General features: G+C 63.8%; 17 protein-coding genes. 6 read left to right on the top strand and 11 right to left on the bottom strand.

The genetic code is table 11. The features are described from left to right. Nucleotides 1–18 precede the first annotated feature (18 nt). From BLV45_RS13885 to BLV45_RS28080, 4 genes are all read left to right on the top strand, one after another. Entirely contained in the window at nt 19–1,044 is a 1,026-nt protein-coding gene (locus tag BLV45_RS13885) for an amidohydrolase family protein (RefSeq protein WP_090533830.1), read from the top strand. A 2-nt stretch (nt 1,045–1,046) separates the two neighbouring features. Then, nucleotides 1,047–1,730, top strand: a complete 684-nt coding sequence (gene ligK, locus BLV45_RS13880) for a 4-carboxy-4-hydroxy-2-oxoadipate aldolase/oxaloacetate decarboxylase (RefSeq protein WP_090533827.1) — start codon at nt 1,047–1,049, stop codon at nt 1,728–1,730. 13 nt (nt 1,731–1,743) lie between these two features. Then, on the top strand, nt 1,744–2,451 hold the full coding sequence (locus BLV45_RS13875; protein ID WP_245753236.1) for a substrate-binding domain-containing protein: 708 nt from the start codon (nt 1,744–1,746) through the stop codon (nt 2,449–2,451). Nucleotides 2,452–2,776: 325 nt separating this feature from the next. Next, a complete protein-coding gene (locus BLV45_RS28080) occupies nt 2,777–4,336 on the top strand; it encodes a methyl-accepting chemotaxis protein (protein ID WP_090533825.1) in 1,560 nt (519 codons plus the stop codon). Between the two features lie 155 nt (nt 4,337–4,491). On the opposite strand, the gene BLV45_RS13865 is transcribed toward BLV45_RS28080, so the two are convergent. From BLV45_RS13865 to BLV45_RS13855, 3 genes are all read right to left on the bottom strand, one after another. Then, the gene (locus BLV45_RS13865) at nt 4,492–4,977 is read right to left on the bottom strand and encodes an SRPBCC family protein (protein WP_090533822.1); all 486 of its coding nucleotides are present in this window, start codon (nt 4,975–4,977) and stop codon (nt 4,492–4,494) included. 67 nt (nt 4,978–5,044) lie between these two features. Beyond that, nucleotides 5,045–5,443 (bottom strand): OsmC family protein, encoded by a 399-nt coding sequence (locus tag BLV45_RS13860; RefSeq protein ID WP_090533820.1) that lies wholly within the window; start codon nt 5,441–5,443, stop codon nt 5,045–5,047. A gap of 191 nt (nt 5,444–5,634) precedes the next feature. Beyond that, entirely contained in the window at nt 5,635–6,507 is an 873-nt protein-coding gene (locus BLV45_RS13855) for a pirin family protein (protein ID WP_090533818.1), read from the bottom strand. 122 nt (nt 6,508–6,629) lie between these two features. Between BLV45_RS13855 and BLV45_RS13850 the strand changes: the two genes are divergently transcribed. After that, nucleotides 6,630–7,640 carry a LysR family transcriptional regulator gene (locus BLV45_RS13850; RefSeq protein WP_090533816.1) on the top strand — a complete coding sequence of 337 codons (1,011 nt, stop codon included), beginning with the start codon at nt 6,630–6,632 and terminating at the stop codon, nt 7,638–7,640. A gap of 339 nt (nt 7,641–7,979) precedes the next feature. On the opposite strand, the gene BLV45_RS13845 is transcribed toward BLV45_RS13850, so the two are convergent. From BLV45_RS13845 to BLV45_RS13810, 8 genes are all read right to left on the bottom strand, one after another. Beyond that, the gene (locus tag BLV45_RS13845; RefSeq protein ID WP_090533814.1) at nt 7,980–8,396 is read right to left on the bottom strand and encodes an ExbD/TolR family protein; all 417 of its coding nucleotides are present in this window, start codon (nt 8,394–8,396) and stop codon (nt 7,980–7,982) included. Nucleotides 8,397–8,409: 13 nt separating this feature from the next. Continuing rightward, entirely contained in the window at nt 8,410–9,141 is a 732-nt protein-coding gene (locus BLV45_RS13840) for a MotA/TolQ/ExbB proton channel family protein (RefSeq protein WP_090533813.1), read from the bottom strand. Between the two features lie 25 nt (nt 9,142–9,166). After that, nucleotides 9,167–9,910: an energy transducer TonB gene (locus BLV45_RS13835; RefSeq protein WP_090533811.1), complete on the bottom strand. Its 744-nt coding sequence runs from the start codon at nt 9,908–9,910 to the stop codon at nt 9,167–9,169. A 250-nt stretch (nt 9,911–10,160) separates the two neighbouring features. After that, nucleotides 10,161–10,397, bottom strand: a complete 237-nt coding sequence (locus BLV45_RS13830) for a (2Fe-2S)-binding protein (RefSeq protein WP_090533809.1) — start codon at nt 10,395–10,397, stop codon at nt 10,161–10,163. A 193-nt stretch (nt 10,398–10,590) separates the two neighbouring features. Further along, the gene (gene murI, locus BLV45_RS13825) at nt 10,591–11,517 is read right to left on the bottom strand and encodes a glutamate racemase (protein ID WP_090533807.1); all 927 of its coding nucleotides are present in this window, start codon (nt 11,515–11,517) and stop codon (nt 10,591–10,593) included. A gap of 192 nt (nt 11,518–11,709) precedes the next feature. Beyond that, a complete protein-coding gene (gene bfr, locus BLV45_RS13820) occupies nt 11,710–12,189 on the bottom strand; it encodes a bacterioferritin (RefSeq protein WP_090533805.1) in 480 nt (159 codons plus the stop codon). Between the two features lie 185 nt (nt 12,190–12,374). Beyond that, the gene (locus tag BLV45_RS13815; RefSeq protein WP_090533803.1) at nt 12,375–13,898 is read right to left on the bottom strand and encodes a fumarate hydratase; all 1,524 of its coding nucleotides are present in this window, start codon (nt 13,896–13,898) and stop codon (nt 12,375–12,377) included. Between the two features lie 256 nt (nt 13,899–14,154). Then, nucleotides 14,155–15,054, bottom strand: a complete 900-nt coding sequence (locus tag BLV45_RS13810; RefSeq protein ID WP_090533801.1) for a DMT family transporter — start codon at nt 15,052–15,054, stop codon at nt 14,155–14,157. A 503-nt stretch (nt 15,055–15,557) separates the two neighbouring features. On the opposite strand from BLV45_RS13810, the gene acs reads away from it, so the two are divergent. Next, on the top strand, nt 15,558–17,540 hold the full coding sequence (acs, locus tag BLV45_RS13805; RefSeq protein WP_090533799.1) for an acetate--CoA ligase: 1,983 nt from the start codon (nt 15,558–15,560) through the stop codon (nt 17,538–17,540). Nucleotides 17,541–17,629 lie beyond the last annotated feature (89 nt).

The raw sequence follows: 17,629 nt of genomic DNA, 5'->3' as shown, positions 1-17,629 counted from the left end.
CAGTTGTCAGGAGCGACGATGATCATCGATATTCACGGCCACTACACCACCGCGCCAAAAGCGCTGGAGGCGTGGCGCAACCGCCAGATCGCGGGCATCGGCAGTCCTTCGGAGACGCCGAAGGTCTCCGAGCTGCAGATCAGCGACGACGCGCTGTGCGAGTCGATCGAAAGCAACCAGCTGAAGCTCATGCGCGAGCGCGGCCTCGACCTGACCATCTTCAGCCCGCGCGCGAGCTTCATGGCGCATCACATCGGCGACTTCCAGGTCTCGAGCACGTGGGCCGCGATCTGCAACGAGCTGTGTTACCGCGTGAGCCAGCTGTTTCCCGAGCACTTCGTGCCCGCCGCGATGCTGCCGCAAAGCCCCGGCGTGGACGTCGCCACCTGCATTCCCGAACTCGTCAGATGCGTGGAGCAGTACGGCAACGTCGCGATCAACCTCAACCCGGACCCGTCGGGCGGACACTGGACGAGCCCGCCGCTGTCGGATCGCTACTGGTACCCGGTCTACGAGAAGATGGTCGAGTACGACATCCCCGCGATGATCCACGTGAGCACGAGCTGCAACGCGTGCTTTCACACCACGGGCGCCCATTACCTGAACGCGGATACGACCGCGTTCATGCAGTGCCTGACCTCCGACCTGTTTCGCGACTTCCCCACGCTGCGCTTCGTGATCCCGCACGGCGGCGGTGCGGTGCCCTATCACTGGGGACGCTTTCGCGGCCTCGCGCAGGAGCTCAAGAAGCCGCTGCTGAAGGACCATCTGCTGAACAACGTCTTCTTCGATACGTGCGTCTATCACCAGCCGGGTATCGACCTGCTCACGCGTGTCATTCCGGTCGACAACATCCTCTTCGCCAGCGAGATGATCGGCGCGGTGCGCGGCATCGATCCGCAGACGGGCCACTATTTCGACGACACGAAGCGCTATATCGAGGCCGCGCATGTCGATGCGGACGAGCGTTACAAGATCTACGAGGGCAATGCGCGTCGCGTGTATCCGCGCCTCGACGCAGCACTGAAAACGAAGGGGCTTTGATCATGTATGAACTTGGTGTGGTGTATCGCAACATCGAACGCGCGGACGGCGACGTCGCCACGAAGCTCGGCGCGCTCGGTTCGGCCACCGTCCACGAGGCGATGGGCCGTGTCGGCCTGCTCAAGCCCTATATGCGCCCGATCTACGCCGGCGCGCGCACGGGCGGCACGGCCGTCACGGTGCTGCTGCAACCGGGCGACAACTGGATGCTGCACGTCGCGGCCGAGCAGATCCAGCCGGGCGACATCGTCGTGGCGGCGGTCACCACGGACTGCACCGACGGCTACTTCGGCGATCTGCTCGCGACGAGCTTCAAGGCGCGCGGCGCACGCGGGCTCATCATCGACGGCGGTGTGCGCGACATCAGCGAGCTGGCCGCGATGCGGTTTCCGGTGTGGAGCAAGGCGGTGTCCGCGAAGGGCACCGTCAAGGCGACGCTCGGCTCGGTGAATATCCCGGTGGTGTGCGCCGGGGCGCTGGTGAGCCCGGGCGACGTCGTCGTCGCGGATGACGATGGCGTGGTCGTGGTGCCCGCTGCATGGGCGCACACGGTGCTCGAGAAGGCCGTGGCGCGCGAGGCGATCGAAGGCCAGAAGCGTGCGAAGCTGGCTTCGGGCGTGCTAGGTCTGGACATGTACAGCATGCGTGAGCCGTTGCAGCAGGCGGGCCTGCGCTATATCGACTGAGAAGGCGAAGAACATGGCCATCGGTCAAACCATGCATGAGCCGGTCACCGGCATTTCCTCGATGGCCACGCGCGGGATGCTGGCCGAACTGATCCCGGAATACGAGCGGCAGTCGGGGCGATCGGTGATCATCGAATCGGTGGGCGGCGTCGCCGCTGCCCGGCGCGTCCAGGAGGGCGAGCCGTTCGACGTCGTCGTGCTGGCGGCCGACGCACTCGACAGGCTCGCCGAAGCCGGCCGGATCGATTCCGAAGGCCGGGTTGACGTGGCCCGTTCGGGCGTGTCGGTCGCGGTGGCGGCTGGTGTGTCGTGGCCCGACATCAGCAGTGAAGCGGCGGTTCGCGACGCGATACTGGCCGCACGCAGCATCGGCTATTCGACGGGCCCGAGCGGGGTGTACCTGAGCCGGCTGTTCGAGCGCTGGGGGATCGCCGGGACCATCGCGCCGCGCATCGTGCAGGCACCGCCCGGCGTTCCGGTGGGCACGCTCGTCGCGCGCGGGGACGTCGAGCTCGGTTTCCAGCAGTCGAGCGAGTTGATGCACGTGGCGGGCATCGATGTGCCCGGACCGCTGCCGCCTGAAATCCAGATCGTCACGGTTTTTTCGGCGGCCGTCTGCACGGCATCCAGGCAGAAAGATGTGGCAAAGGCGCTGCTGTCGTTTCTCGCCTCGCCGCAGGCCGATGCAGCGAAGCTTCGTCACGGCATGGAGCCGGCTTGAGCGAACGACCCTCGCCGTAATCACACAGCCATGAAGCCGCCTTGCGGCATTCAGATGTGCGCGGCGCCCCTCGCCAGGCCGGCGTCGCGGATACGTGCGTGCGGAAAGCGTCATCGTGAGAGCGTGTCCGCGAATGAACCGTCTCGTCGCACGGGCCGCTCATAAAGCCCGCCCGGCGCATCGCAGGCCATCGGGGCACCGGCCTCGCGCGACATATTGCCCGTCTCCGACAGCGCGTCCTGCCGGCAATCCGGCCGTAACAAATCGAGCGGGCTTGCCTGAACGCAGTTGTAGCTACCGCGATAACTCATAGAACAAGGGTTGTATGAAACTCGCCACCAAACTCTGGATTTCAACTGCGCTGCTGCTGATGCTGATTTTCAGCATCGTTGGCTTGTCGATGTGGCGCTTCGCGAGCATGGAGGAGCAGCGGGAGAGCTCGCTGAAGCTGCTGTCAGCGAAAGTCACCGCGGCTTATGCCTGGTCGAAGCTCGCGGACACCGCGGCATTGCGCACACAGGCAATGATTATCAGCGCCGATCCCGCTTTATCCGATGTCTTCAGCAAGGACAACGTCGCGACGATTTCCCGGATCGCCGCGGTGCAGAAGACGATCGCCACGCTCGCACACACCGCCGCGGACCGGAAGCAGCTAGACACGATCGCCGGATTGCGCAAGCAGGTGCTGGCAACCCGGGACAAAGTCGTGGCGCTGCGATCCACCGACGCCGGAAAATCGGCGGCGCTTGCCATGTTGAACGAACAATACATGCCGGTTCAGACTGCTTACGGCCACGCGATAGGGACATTCGTCGAACTGCAGGAGCAGCAACTGGCAGCGGCCCAGGCAGATTTCGCACGCCAGCGATACATCATCGTGGCGACCGCGGCGATATTGTTTGTCGCTCTCGCACTGAGCGTGCTGGCGGGTGCGGCTGCACTGATCCGGTCGATCCGCAGGCCTTTGCTCGAAGTCAATCAACTGGCGGCGAGAATCGCGCAAGGGGATCTGAGCGCGGAGCTGACGGTGACCCGCGTCGATGAATTCGGCGAACTGATGGGATCCATCCTCGCGATGAGCCGCTCGCTGGAGGGCATCGTTCAGCGCATCCGCGCCGCGGCCGGAAGTATCGGTACGGCGTCGAGCCAGATTGCGTCGGGCAATCTCGACCTGTCGCAGCGCACGGAGCAACAGGCGGCGTCGCTCGAAGAGACGGCGGCCAGTATGGAAGAGTTGACCGGCACGGTGAGGCAGAACACCGACAACGCGCGACACGCCGGCACGCTGGCGTCGAGCGCCGTCGGCACGGCCGAGCGGGGTAACGCAGTCGTGAGCCGGGTTGTCACCACGATGGCGGAGATCAGCCAGAGTTCGACAAAGATCGGGGACATCATCGCGATCATCGAAGGCATTGCATTCCAGACCAACATCCTCGCGCTCAACGCAGCGGTCGAGGCTGCGCGGGCCGGAGAACAAGGCCGCGGCTTCGCCGTGGTCGCGGGAGAAGTGCGCACACTTGCACAACGCTCGTCGTCCGCGGCAAAGGAAATCAGGGAGCTGATCGAAACGTCCGCTGAACGTGTGCGTGCCGGAAGTGTGCTGGTCGAGGAGGCCGGCCAGCGGATGAAGGAGATCGATACGAGCGTGCGGCGCGTGACCGATATCATGAGCGAGATATCCGCTGCTTCAGCCGACCAGCAAAGCGGTATCGAGCAGGTTGCACTGGCGGTCACGCAGATGGACGAAGTGACCCAGCAGAATGCCGCGCTCGTCGAAGAAGCGGCGGCCGCCGCGCAGTCGCTTGAGGAACAGGGGCGCGACCTGAAGGCGACCGTCGAGGTATTCAGATTGTCGGACTACAGGCTTGCCGCGGGCCACGCGTGACGCGTGTCTCGCAGTAGCAACGCCCGATCAGGGAAGCGTCGTATCACGTTTCACGGGCGGGTACAGGTTTTACTGGCCGGCGGTCTGGCAACGCGGGAGAAAGAAGCGGGCAACGCGACGGCCATACCGAGCCGTCGCATATGCGCGCGATGGAATCAGTGCAGCTGGCCTGGCGCCTGGGCGCCGCCCTGTACGTATTGACGGATGAGGCGAACCGTGTCGATGTCCGACTCGCGATAGGCCGATTTCACGATTTCGCTGGTGGTGCGCTCGTCTTCGGTATCGGCGGCCGGCAGCGTGGTTTCGTATTTGAAGCGCAGGAATAGCTGCAGGTTATCGGGCTGCTCGATCGACATCGTGAGCGATCCGCCGACATAGGATTGCGTCGGGAGAATGTCGTAACGCACGCTCTCGCTCGCCGTGAGCGTGACGCGGTCGCGCACGGTCGCCTCGCCGTAATGCAGTTCACGTTCGAGCACGCTGTCCGTACGCGAGAGGATCGTGCAACTGTCGAGACCCAGCACGAAGAGCTGCGGCTGTTCGGCGCGTAGCACGAGACCTTCCCACAACTGCTCGCGGGTCATGGTTTCAACGAACGGGTTCAACGGGTCGTTGATCTGGATCAGGTGTTCGAAATTCAAAACGACGGCTTCCTCTTAAGGCGCTGCGCGACCGGCATCGACAACCGACGCCGGTCGCGCACAGGTATCAGGCTGCGGTGAGTCCGGTGCGCACCGCGATCGGACGCGTCAGGATCTTGTGTACCGGACACGCATTGGCAATTTGCAAGAGCCGTTCCCGCTGCTCGCCGGAGAGGTCGCCTTCGAGCGTGACCTTGCGATCGATCGTCGTGCCTTCGTCGCCGGTTTCGATCGACAGCGTCACGCGCACGTCGGCGAGCGGCCAGCCCTTGCGCTGTGCGTACATCTTCAGCGTGATCGACGTACACGCGCCGAGGCTCGACAGCAGCAGCGAAACGGGCCCGGGACCGCGATCGCCGCCGCCGAGTGATTCAGGCTCGTCGGCGATCCATGTGTGGGCGCCGTCGTCCAGCAAGACCTGGAAATTCGTCGAACCAATGTGGGCGGTGACTGCGGGCTCTACCATGCGATCTCCTGCGGGAAAACGGTTGGACGCCGCGCACAACACGCGTCGCGCGACATGAGCCGTTATTGTGAACGAATTTGCGAAGCTTCGCGCCGCACGCCTTCCCGACGGCGCCAAAGCACCGTCGGGAAGGTGCGGCGACGGACGGGCGCAGGACAGCACGGGCGAGGATGCCGCGTGCGCCGCCGCGATCAATGCGTGATCTGTCCCATCCGGCCGGCCTGGTAGTCGGTGACCGCCTGACGGATTTCGTCTTCGGTGTTCATCACGAACGGACCGTAACGCACCACCGGTTCGTTGAGCGGCACGCCGCCCAGCAGCAGGACGTCTAGCGGTTCGTCACCGGCCGCGAGCGTCACGGTGTCGCCGTCGTCGCCGAAGACGACCATCGTGCGCGCGTCGGCCACGCGCCGCGCTTCGCCGTACAGGCCCTTGCCCGACAGCCCGTACGCGAACACGCGGAAATCGCGCGGCACCGGATGCACGATGCTCGCGCCCGGTTGCAGCGTGAAATGCTGATACAGGATCGGCGTGCGCGTTTCGATCGGCGCCTTCACACCGAGCGCCTCGCCGGCGATCACCTTCACGCGCACGTTGCCATCCGCCGAAGTCGCGACCGGAATGCTCGCCGACGGCATGTCCTGATAACGCGGCGCGATCATCTTGTCGCGGCGCGGCAGGTTCACCCACACCTGCAGGCCATGCACACGGCCGCCCGTGGCGACGAACGACGGATCGGGCATCTCGCTATGCACGACGCCCGCGCCGGCCGTCATCCATTGCACGTCGCCCTTGCGCAGCGTGCCCGAGTGGCCTGCGGAATCCTTGTGGCCGAATTCGCCTTCGAGCACGTACGTGACGGTTTCGAAGCCGCGATGCGGATGATCCGGCGCGCCTTTCGCCTCGCCGGGTGCGTAGTCGACGGGACCCATCTCGTCGAGCAGCAGGAACGGATCGAAATCCATCAGCATGCGGGTCGGAAACGGGCGATGGACGATGAAGCCGCCGCCCTCGGTCGTGCGAAGCGCGGGATACGTGCGTTCGATCGTGCGTGTCGTGCTCATCAAAGTCACCTCGAAAAATGGGGAATAGCATCATTTTTGAAACATAGCGCTATTATAGGGACGCATTTTCGCGGTGCCAGCCGCCGTCTCGCAATGGATTGTTCTATGAGTGGAACGATGAAATGAAGATCGACTCGCATAACCTGAACGACCTGATGTACTTCTCGCAGGTCGTCGAGCACGGGGGATTCTCGGCGGCGGAGCGGGTGCTCGGCATTTCGAAGTCGCGCCTGTCGCGCCGTCTGACCGAACTCGAGGCGTCGCTCGGCGTGCGCCTGCTGCAGCGCTCGACGCGCAAGCTGGCGCTCACGGAGGCCGGCCAGCTGTTCTACCAGCATTGCCAGGCGATGCTCGCGGAAGCGCAGGCGGCCGTCAACGTGGTCCAGCAGTTGCGTTCGTCGCCGCGCGGCACGGTTCGCGTGAGCGTGCCGGTCACGATCTCGCAGACGATCCTCTCCGAAATCATGCCCGAGTTCATGCATCGCTATCCGGAAGTGCGCGTCGTGATGCGGGTGACGAACCGCGTCGTCGACCTGTACGAGGATTCGATCGACGTCGCGTTGCGCGTGCGCTCGGAGCCGCCGCAAAGCGCCAACATCGTCGTGCGGCCGCTGTGGCGCACGCAGCAGATGCTGGTCGGCGCGCCGAGCCTCCTGAACCAGAATGCGCCGCCGCTGGAACCGGCCGACCTCACGCGCTTCGAGACGCTCGATACGCCGAGCAACGACGGTCGCCACGTGTTCACGCTGATCGCGCCCGATGGCACGCGTCATCTGCACGAACACGAGCCGCGTCTCGTCAGCGCCGACCTGATGATGCTGCTCGAAGCCGTGATGGCCGGCGTGGGTATCGCCGCGTTGCCGGAGATGATGTACGGCGCGGCGTTACGCTCGGGCAAACTTTCGCCGGTGATGCCCGGGTGGACGCTGCCGACGCCGCAGCTCTACGCCGTGTTCGTCTCGCGGCAGGGGATGGTGCCGGCCGTGCGCGCGTTCGTCGACTATCTGGTCGAGATGCTCGATGAGCAGAACGGCGCGTACGTCATGAGGGAGTGTCCGGATAGCCGGCCCGAGCGGCGCGTGCTGAAAGCAGCGGACGTGCCCGGAACGGCTGATATCGCTTTTGGCATTTAAGCGTGGGCAGTGATCGGTACTTTCAATGGCCGTTTGCTTGAATGCGCGCGCCGACGGGCCTATAGTGAAATCCCTTCGCTAAGGAGTCTCTTATGCGAAAACTCATGGCCGCTATCATAGCGAGCCTGATAGGGCTGAGCGCGCTGTCCGTGTCGACCACGGCTGTCGCATGCGGTGACTCCGGCTATTCTCATGGCAAGTGATCCCGCCGCCCGAAGGCGCCGAGTGCGCACAAAAAAAGGCCTTCATCTGACGATGAAGGCCTTTTACTTTGTCCGTCGCGTTTAGCTCTTCAATACAGGGGTTTTCTGCTCCCGGACCCTGCGAATAAGCAGCGCGTTACTTCTTCGGCTCCGTGACGAAGCCGATCTTCGTCAGGCCGCCGGCCTGTGCCGCGGACATCACGTCGGCGACCTTTTCATACGCGACCTTGCGGTCCGCATTCAGGTGCAGTTCGGGCTGCGGCGTGACCTGCGCGGCGGCTGCGATCCTCGCGCGCAACGCGTCGTCGCTGACGGGCGTGTCGTCCCACAGAACGGTGCCGTCAGCCAGCACGTTGACGGTGACCTGCGCGGGCTTCGTCTCTTCTTTCTGGCTGCTCGCGTGCGGCAGGTCGATCTTCACCGCGTGGCGGATCACCGGAATCGTGACCATGAAAACGATCAGGAGAACCAGCATGACGTCGACGAGCGGCGTCATGTTGATCTCATTCATCAGACCATCTTCATCGTCGCCGGCAAAGGGGCTCATGGCCATGGGAATGCCTCGCTCAGTGGGTGCGCGTGGCAAGACGCAGGCCGTCGCCGCGCTTGCTCGACGACAGGCGCGCGCCCGTCACGAAGAACGCGTGCAGGCCATGCGCGAAACGGCTCAGCTTGCTCACGACGGCCTTGTTCGCGCGCGTCAGCGCGTTGTAGCCGAGCACCGCCGGAATCGCGACGAACAGGCCGAACGCGGTCATGATCAGCGCTTCGCCGACCGGGCCCGCGACCTGGTCGATCGACGACTGACCCGACGCGCCGATCGCCAGCAGCGCGTGATAGATGCCCCACACCGTGCCGAAGAGCCCCACGAACGGCGCGGTGCTGCCGATCGACGCCAGCACCGCAAGGCCGCTCTGCATGCGCGCGATGCTTTCGTCCATCGTGTCTTTCAGGCAGCGCGTGACCCAGTCGGACACGTCCATGCGGTCGTGCAGGTGCGGCTGCGTCTGATGATGGTGATCGGCGGCTTCCTGGCCCGCCAGCGCGAGCGCGAGGAACGGATTGTCCTGCGGCGTCGATGCGTGCGCGCCGAGCTTCTTCACGCCGTCAGCAAGGTCGTCCGAATGCCAGAACGCCTGTTCGGCGTTCTTCGTCAGACGGTTCAGACGCATGACGTTCCAGCTCTTGATGACGATAACCGTCCACGACAACACCGACATGATCACGAGCGTGAGCGCGATGCCGCGCGTCACAAAATCCCCTTGCGCCCATACGTGGGCGATACCGTAGTTTTGCATTGCAATTCCTTTGTGAAAATCTGGATCAGTCGGTCAGGCTGAATGAGAAAGGCTGGGTATAGGTCGCGCGGATCGCTTCGCCGTTTTCGATGTAGGGCTTGCACGAACTGCCGCGCATCGCGGCGAGCGCGGCATCGTCGAGGCGGCCGAAACCACTGCTCTTCTTCAACTCGATGTTTTCGATCTTGCCGGTCAGCCCGACGACGAACTTGACCATCGCCGTGCCGGTTTCATTGCGGCGTTTCGACAGCACCGGGTAATCGGGCTGCGCGATGCTGCAATCCAGATGGGCGACGTTCTTCGGTGCGGAAAGTGCCATCGTCGGCTTGCCGGTCGCGGGCGCGGCCGCTTCGGCCGGCGCGGGTGCCGGTGTGGCAGGCGCGGCGGGTGCCGGCGGCGCGGGCTGCGGCGTGGCGATCTCGTGCTGCGAGGGCGCGGTGGCTTCCGGCAACGGCGTCGGCGCCGGTTTGGACACCGGGCGCGGCTGGACTTTCGGTTTCAGGTGCGGCACGGGCGGCGTGGGTTGGGGCGGCGTCGGCACCGACTGGATCGCGACCGGCGCGGCGACGGGCGCCGGGCTCAGCAGTTCGGCGGTGATCGTGCGCGATTCGAGTGCGCGCGGCACCGGCTCGTCGCGGGCGATCAGGACGGCCACGAGCAGTGCGGCATGCACCCCGACGACAATGGCGGTCGCCGTGACGACGCGGGGACTGAAGCGGGCGGACCGGGTCGGCGAAAGGCCGGCTGGGAGGTTATACGAAGCCTGCATGTTAGCGGAGCCAGACGGCATCGGACGTGCCGCCGACGCAATGCTGCGGGCGAAACAACGTCATTTTCGGAAGATCAGCAATGAGATGCACAGTGTAGTCAGAAAACCGATCAGCAATTCCATCTCGAACTCCTGTTACAGGGTGAGCGGTAGCTGGCTGTTGTCGTGACTGGCTTGCTGACGGCGGGTGGATCGAAACAACAGACGATGGCGGGACACGAGGCGGGCAGGGCCGCGCGCGCCCGCACGATCAGGCAGCTTTGCGTTCGTAGAACGTCAGCGGCACCGGTTGCGCATGATGCTCCACGCCGCAGCGGCTTGCGCACACACCGCTTTGCGCCATGACGTCGCGCACGGATTCTTCACATTTGCCGCAACAGCTCGCAACGCCCAGTTCGAACTGGAGCTCATCGAACGAATCGACGCCTTCCGCGATGCTGGCGCGGATTTTCCGGTCGGAAACAGACTTGCATACGCAGACGATCATGGTGTGGTGCGATAGCTAACGTTAATGCGAATTATTATCATTATGTTTGGCCCGTTTGGCAAGCGCCATATCCGGATTTTTGTAACAAAACCAGCCTGTTAGGAGGGTTTCCGGCTGCCGTCGGAAAGGGAGAAGGGGGCGGAAAAGCGCGCGCTGGAGCCGCCAGACGGGCGCCTGGCGGCCTCGCGGAGGTTCAGACGGCCTGTGCGTCAGGCGCGGCGGTGCGGCGCGACGGGATATGCGCGTGTTCGACCGGCGCGGCGAGATGGAGGAGCGTTTCGGCGAGCTGCTGCAGATGGGCGCCGTCGCTGGTCGAGAAAAAGCGGGGCGCGACCACGGGTTTGGTGTTGCTGGCGGCGCGCAGGCCGTGCTGGTCGAGCACGCGCTCGAGCTGGCGCGCGATGGCGACGCTGGTATCGATCAGCGTCAGCCGGTCGCCGACGATGTCGCGGATCGCGGCGTCGAGGAACGGATAGTGCGTGCAACCGAGCACCAGCGTGTCGGCGCCTTCATCGAGCATCGGTTGCAGATAGCTTTTCAGCAGCGCGCGCAACTCGGCCGAACCGACATCGCAGCGTTCGACCGCCTGCACGAGGCCGTGACCGGGCTGGCACAGAAAGCGGCAGTCGGCGGCGTGGCGTTGCAGCAGGTCCTGGAAACGGGCGCTGCGCAGCGTCACCTGCGTGGCGAGCACGCCCGCGATTCGCGTCTTCGATTGCAGCGCGGCCGGTTTCACGCCGGGTTCGACGCCGATCAGCGGAATCGGCAGCCGCTCGCGCACGAGCGCGATCGACTGCGCGGTAGCCGTGTTGCACGCGACGATCAGCACTTTCGCGCCCTGCTTGACGAGCCATTGTCCGATGGCGAGCGTGCGGTCGGCGATGAAATCGTCGTCGCGTTCACCGTACGGCGCGTACAGCGAATCGGCCACATAGACGAGCGCTTCGCCCGGCAACTGCGCGCGCACCGCACGCAGCACGGAAAGGCCGCCGAGCCCTGAATCGAAGATGCCAACGGGCGCGTGTACCGAAGACAGCGGCAATGGCGTCGGGGGAGCAGCAGAAGCGGAAGCAGGATGTGAACCGGATGCCGTGCCGCCGGATGCCGCGGCGGCGGTCATGCGCGAAGAAACGTCCTGCGGTGCGGTCATATGCGAACGGGGAGGCGGGCGGGAAAACGAACTCTACAGTGAGCGAACCGGCGGACGATCCCGTAACAGACAGGTTCTGCAAACAGGCGAGGCCGGAGCCGTTGCCGTTCGCACCGGCGCCGATGCGTGCCGCGCGAACGGAATGGCGTCACTTTATCAGGATCAGGACTCGAACGATCCCATGCCGGATTGCTGGTAGTTCTGGATGCCGACCTTGTCAATGAGATCGATTTGCGTTTCCAGCCAGTCGATGTGCTCTTCGGTGTCGTCGAGAATCGTCGTGAAGATTTCACGCGAGATGAAATCGCGAACGGATTCGCAATACACAATAGCTTCCTTGCAGGTGGCTTGCGAGATATGTTCGAGCTTCAGATCGCATTCGAGGATCTCTTTCGTTTCCTCGCCGATCAGCAGCTTGTGCAGGTCCTGGAGATTGGGCAGGCCGTCGAGCACGAAGATGCGTTCGATCAGCAGGTCGGCGTGTTTCATTTCGCCGATCGATTCGTCGTATTCATGCTTGCCGAGCTTGTCGAGGCCCCAGTGCTTGTACATCCGCGCGTGCAGGAAGTACTGGTTGATCGCCGTCAGCTCGTTTTTCAGTTGCGAGTTCAGATATTCGATGACCTTCTTGTCGCCTTGCATGATTTTTTCCTTATGGGGCTCGGGATTCTGATTCTTTCAACAATAAACGCCATGACCGAAAAAGCCAAGGACGTACCTGTGCGTGTTGATCTTTCAAGGCGCCATTCGCGTTGCAGTGCTGCAGCGCTGCGTCAAATGAAAAAGCCAGGGCACAGGACCCTGGCCTGATCAACGCATCGTGACGCTCAAACCGTGGCGACAGGGATCTTGCCGATCTTCGCCTGCCATTCCTTCGGGCCGGTCTGGTGTACCGACGTACCCGACGAATCGACCGCAACGGTCACTGGCATGTCCTGCACGTCGAACTCGTAGATGGCTTCCATGCCGAGGTCTTCGAATGCCAGCACCTTCGCGCTGCGAATGGCCTTCGACACCAGATACGCCGCGCCGCCCACTGCCATCAGATAGGCTGCCTTGTGCTTCCTGATCGCCTCAATCGCAACCGGGCCGCGTTCCGCTTTACCGATCATCGAAATGAGACCTGTTTGTGAAAGCATGGTCTCGGTGAATTTGTCCATGCGCGTCGCGGTGGTCGGTCCTGCCGGGCCCACGGCTTCGTCGCGTACCGGATCGACCGGGCCGACGTAATAGATCACGCGGTTGGTGAAATCGACCGGCAGCTTTTCGCCCTTCGCGAGCATGTCGGCGATGCGCTTGTGAGCCGCGTCGCGGCCCGTCAACATCTTGCCCGACAGCAGAAGCGTCTGGCCCGGCTTCCACGATGCGACTTCTTCCTGCGTCAGCGTGTTCAGGTCGACGCGCTGGCTCTTTTCCGTGTCCGGTTCCCACTGCACTTTCGGCCATGCGTCGAGCGAGGGCGCTTCGAGCTTCGCCACGCCCGAGCCGTCGAGCGTGAAGTGCGCGTGACGCGTCGCCGCGCAGTTCGGGATGATCGCGACCGGCTTCGACGCGGCGTGCGTCGGTGCCGCCATGATCTTCACGTCGAGCACGGTGGCGAGACCGCCGAGACCCTGCGCGCCGATGCCGAGCGCGTTGACCTTCTCGTGCAGTTCGATACGCAGTTCCTCGATCCAGTCTTTCGGGCCGCGCGCGATGATGTCCTGGATGTCGATCGGATCCATCAGCGATTCCTTCGCCATGACCATCGCCTTTTCGGCGGTGCCGCCGATGCCGATGCCGAGCATGCCCGGCGGGCACCAGCCTGCGCCCATCGTCGGCACGGTCTTGAGAATCCAGTCGACGATCGAGTCCGACGGGTTCAGCATCGCGAACTTCGACTTGTTTTCCGAGCCGCCGCCTTTCGCCGCGACCTGCACGTCGACCTTGTCGCCCGGCACGATCTCGTAGTGGATCACGGCCGGCGTGTTGTCCTTCGTATTCTTGCGCGCGCCTTCGGGCGGACTCACGATCGACGCGCGCAGCACGTTGTCCGGGTTCAGATAACCGCGGCGCACGCCTTCGTTGATCATGTCGGTGACGCCCATCGTCGCACCGTCCCACCGCACATCCATGCCGACCTTCACGAATATCGTGACGATGCCGGTGTCCTGGCAGATCGGACGCTTGCCCTCGGCGCACATGCGGCTGTTGGTCAGGATCTGCGCGATCGCGTCCTTCGCGGCGGGGCTCTCTTCGAGCTCATACGCGCGGCCAAGGGCCTGGATGTAGTCGAGCGGATGGTAGTAGCTGATGTACTGAAGCGAATCAGCGATGCTCTGGATGAGGTCTTCCTGTTTGATGACGGTCATGGCTAGCTCAGTGGGGACAAGGGGCGCTTTTATCGTCGCGGTTCGCACGGACGGGTGCGAATCGCGATCACTCCTGCTGCGCCTTTAATGGGGAAAGCGGTTGCTGGGGATGCGGCTCGTGAAAGTGCTGCGGATGCGTGTGCGTCAGGCGTGCATTGCCGTGTGCGACAACGCATGCGCATGCGATCACCCGCGCTCCCGTGTCAGGCGCGCTATTGTACAGCGTCCTCCCGGTTTACCCGGACAAGACGGGCAGTCACGACGCGACGGGCGGCACGCGCCTGGCCTTCAGGCTCGCGAGCGCGATGCCCGCCATGACGCACGCGAGCGCGAAGCCGTGCGCGAGCGTGGGTCGCTCGCCGAGAAACACGATGCCCCAGCCCGCGGCCGCCACCGGCAGCACGGCGCTGAACACGCCAGCGAGCGAGCCGTGTACGTGGCGGATGCCTTTCATCCACAGCCAGAACGAGAAGATGCTGGCCGAAAGCCCGTACCAGAGCACGAGCCACCAGACGCCGGCCGGCACGCCCGCGTAATCGAAATGCACGAGCGCGGTGACGCCGAACGGCAGCATCAGCAAGAGGCCGAACAGATGTGTGTACGCGCAGATGTCGATGGGCGCGAGCGTCTGCGTGAGGCGGCGCGAGAGGATCACGTACAGCGATTCGCAGCAGACCGCGCCAAGCACCATCAGGTTGCCCGCGAACGAGCCTTCGGTGGCCGTGTCCGCGGCTCCACCCGCATGCGCCAGATTGATCGCCACGACGCCGGCGATCGCGAGCGCGATCGAAGCGAGCGCGCGGCCATCGGGGCGCTCTTTCAGAAAGAGCCACGAAAAGAGCGCGACGACAGCGGGAATCGTGCTCGTGATGACGCCCGCCGCGACCGCGCTCGTGCGATGCACGCCGTTCAACATCAGCAGCGTGAAGCCAAACGTGCCGAAGAGCGCCTGCAGAAACAGGTTGAGCCATTCGCCCGGTTTCACGCGACGCAACTTCGATACACGCAGAAGCGGCCACAACACGGCCATCGCGATGACGAAGCGCAACAGCGCGAAAAGTGGAACGGGCACGAACGCGACAATCGATTTGCCGATGCCGACGTTGCTGCCGACAAGCAGCATCGAAACGATGAGAAGCAGGCAATAGCGATTCAAGCTGAAATCCGGAAAGCGAGGATATGACGTGTGGTGCGGGCAATCATGGCCGGTGCGTGCAAGGTAATCGCAAGCAGACAGGGCCACCCTGGCTCCAGGGCGCGGCGTAGTTTAACGGACCGGCCGGTCGGACGCATGCGTGCCTGCTGTGTCGCCTGTCGACGTGGGCGCACCAGGTTCAACCCTGGTGCGTCGATATGTCCAATTGTCTGATCCGTTCAGCAAACCCATGCCAACATGGGGTCGCTTCAGTTAACATTGCAACCATTGCGGGGGTCGTCGCGTCAACGTAAGTGCCCGGTAAGTTGCGGCCTTTATCGTGACAGGACTCAGATTATTAGTGGCCGGTGATGAATCACGGCACAACAGCATGATGCGGTGCGACGCAGGTGAAGAACGTGGCGCACAGGCAGGAGACAATGCGGCACGCGACAGGGTATGCACGTGTACTTCAGGCGCGTTCGCACGGATTTTCGGATTTCATCTTCACGAAGGGGTAGTCGATGTCTGCGATTGAATCGGTTCTTCAGGAACACCGCATCTTCCCGCCATCCGCCGACATGTCGGCGCAGGCTTCCATATCCGGCATGGACGCGTACCGTGTGCTCGCCGCCGAAGCGGAGCGCGATTACGAAGGCTTCTGGGCGCGTCTCGCGCGTGAAACGCTCAGCTGGAAAAAGCCCTTCACGAAGGTGCTCGACGAATCGAAGGCGCCGTTCTACACCTGGTTCGAAGATGGTGATCTGAACGCGTCGTACAACAGCCTCGACCGTCACGTCGAAGCCGGCAACGGCGGGCGCGTCGCGGTGATCTTCGAGGCCGACGACGGCACGGTCACCAACGTCACGTATCAGGACCTGCTGCAACGCGTGTCGCGCTTTGCTAATGCGCTGAAAAAGCGCGGCGTGAAGAAGGGCGACCGCGTCGTGATCTATATGCCGATGTCGGTCGAAGGCATCGTCGCGATGCAGGCCTGCGCGCGCATCGGCGCCACGCATTCCGTCGTGTTCGGCGGGTTCTCGTCGAAGTCGCTGAACGAACGGCTCGTCGACGTGGGCGCGGTGGCGCTCGTCACGTCCGACGAACAGATGCGCGGCGGCAAGGCGTTGCCGCTCAAGAACATCGCCGACGAAGCGCTCGCGATGGGCGGCTGCGAAGCGGTGAAGAGTGTGATCGTCTACCGGCGTACCGGCGGCAAGGTTGCGTGGACCGAAGGGCGCGACCTGTGGATGCATGAACTCACGCAGGCCGAACCGGACCAGTGCGTGCCGGAATGGGTGAGCGCGGAACATCCGCTCTTCATTCTCTATACGTCCGGTTCGACGGGTAAACCCAAGGGCGTGCAGCACAGCACCGGCGGCTATCTGCTGTGGGCCGCGCAGACCATGAAGTGGACGTTCGACTGGAAGCCCACCGACGTGTTCTGGTGTACCGCCGACATCGGCTGGGTCACGGGTCACAGCTACATCGCGTACGGGCCGCTTGCGCTCGGCGGCACGCAGGTCGTGTTCGAAGGTGTGCCGACGTATCCGGATGCCGGCCGTTTCTGGAGCATGATCGCCAGGCACAAGGTCAGCGTTTTTTATACGGCGCCCACGGCCATCCGTTCGCTGATCAAGGTTTCCGAAGCCGATCCGAAAGTGCATCCGAAAAGTTATGACCTGTCGTCGCTGCGCATCATCGGCACGGTCGGCGAGCCGATCAATCCAGAAGCATGGATGTGGTATCACGAGAACGTCGGCGGCAAGCGCTGCCCGATCGTCGATACGTGGTGGCAGACCGAGACCGGCGGTCACATGATCACGCCGCTGCCGGGCGCGACGCCGCTCGTGCCGGGTTCATGCACGTTGCCGCTGCCGGGCATCATGGCGGCCGTCGTCGACGAAACCGGGCAGGACGTGCCGAACGGGCAGGGCGGCATTCTCGTCGTGAAGCGCCCGTGGCCCGCGATGCTGCGCAACGTGTGGGGCGATCCGGAGCGCTACCAGAAGAGCTATTTCCCCGAGGAACTCGGCGGCAAGCTGTATCTCGCGGGAGACGGCGCGGTGCGCGACAAGGAGACTGCGTACTTCACGATCATGGGCCGTATCGACGACGTGCTCAACGTGTCCGGGCACCGTCTCGGCACGATGGAGATCGAGTCGGCGCTGGTCGCGAATCCGCTCGTCGCGGAAGCAGCCGTGGTGGGCCGCCCCGACGACACGACGGGCGAGGCCGTGTGCGCGTTTGTCGTGCTGAAGCGCGCGCGTCCGCAAGGCGAGGAAGCCGTGAAGATCGCGAACGAACTGCGTGCATGGGTCGGCAAGGAGATCGGCCCGATCGCGAAGCCGAAGGACATCCGCTTCGGCGAGAACCTGCCGAAGACGCGCTCCGGCAAGATCATGCGCCGCCTGCTGCGTTCGCTCGCGAAGGGCGAAGCGATCACGCAGGATGTGTCGACGCTGGAGAATCCGGCGATCCTCGACCAGCTCGGCGAGTCGCTTTAAGCGTTGCGTTGCGCTGTGTGTTCGCGGCCGGCGGTGCGGTTTGCCGGCGGTTCGCGCCACGACCTGTGTTGAATGAAGCCACTGCGATG

Source organism: Paraburkholderia sartisoli (assembly GCF_900107685.1).
In the GTDB taxonomy this organism is placed as follows: domain Bacteria; phylum Pseudomonadota; class Gammaproteobacteria; order Burkholderiales; family Burkholderiaceae; genus Paraburkholderia; species Paraburkholderia sartisoli.
This window is presented reverse-complemented; position numbering and strand designations above follow the sequence as displayed.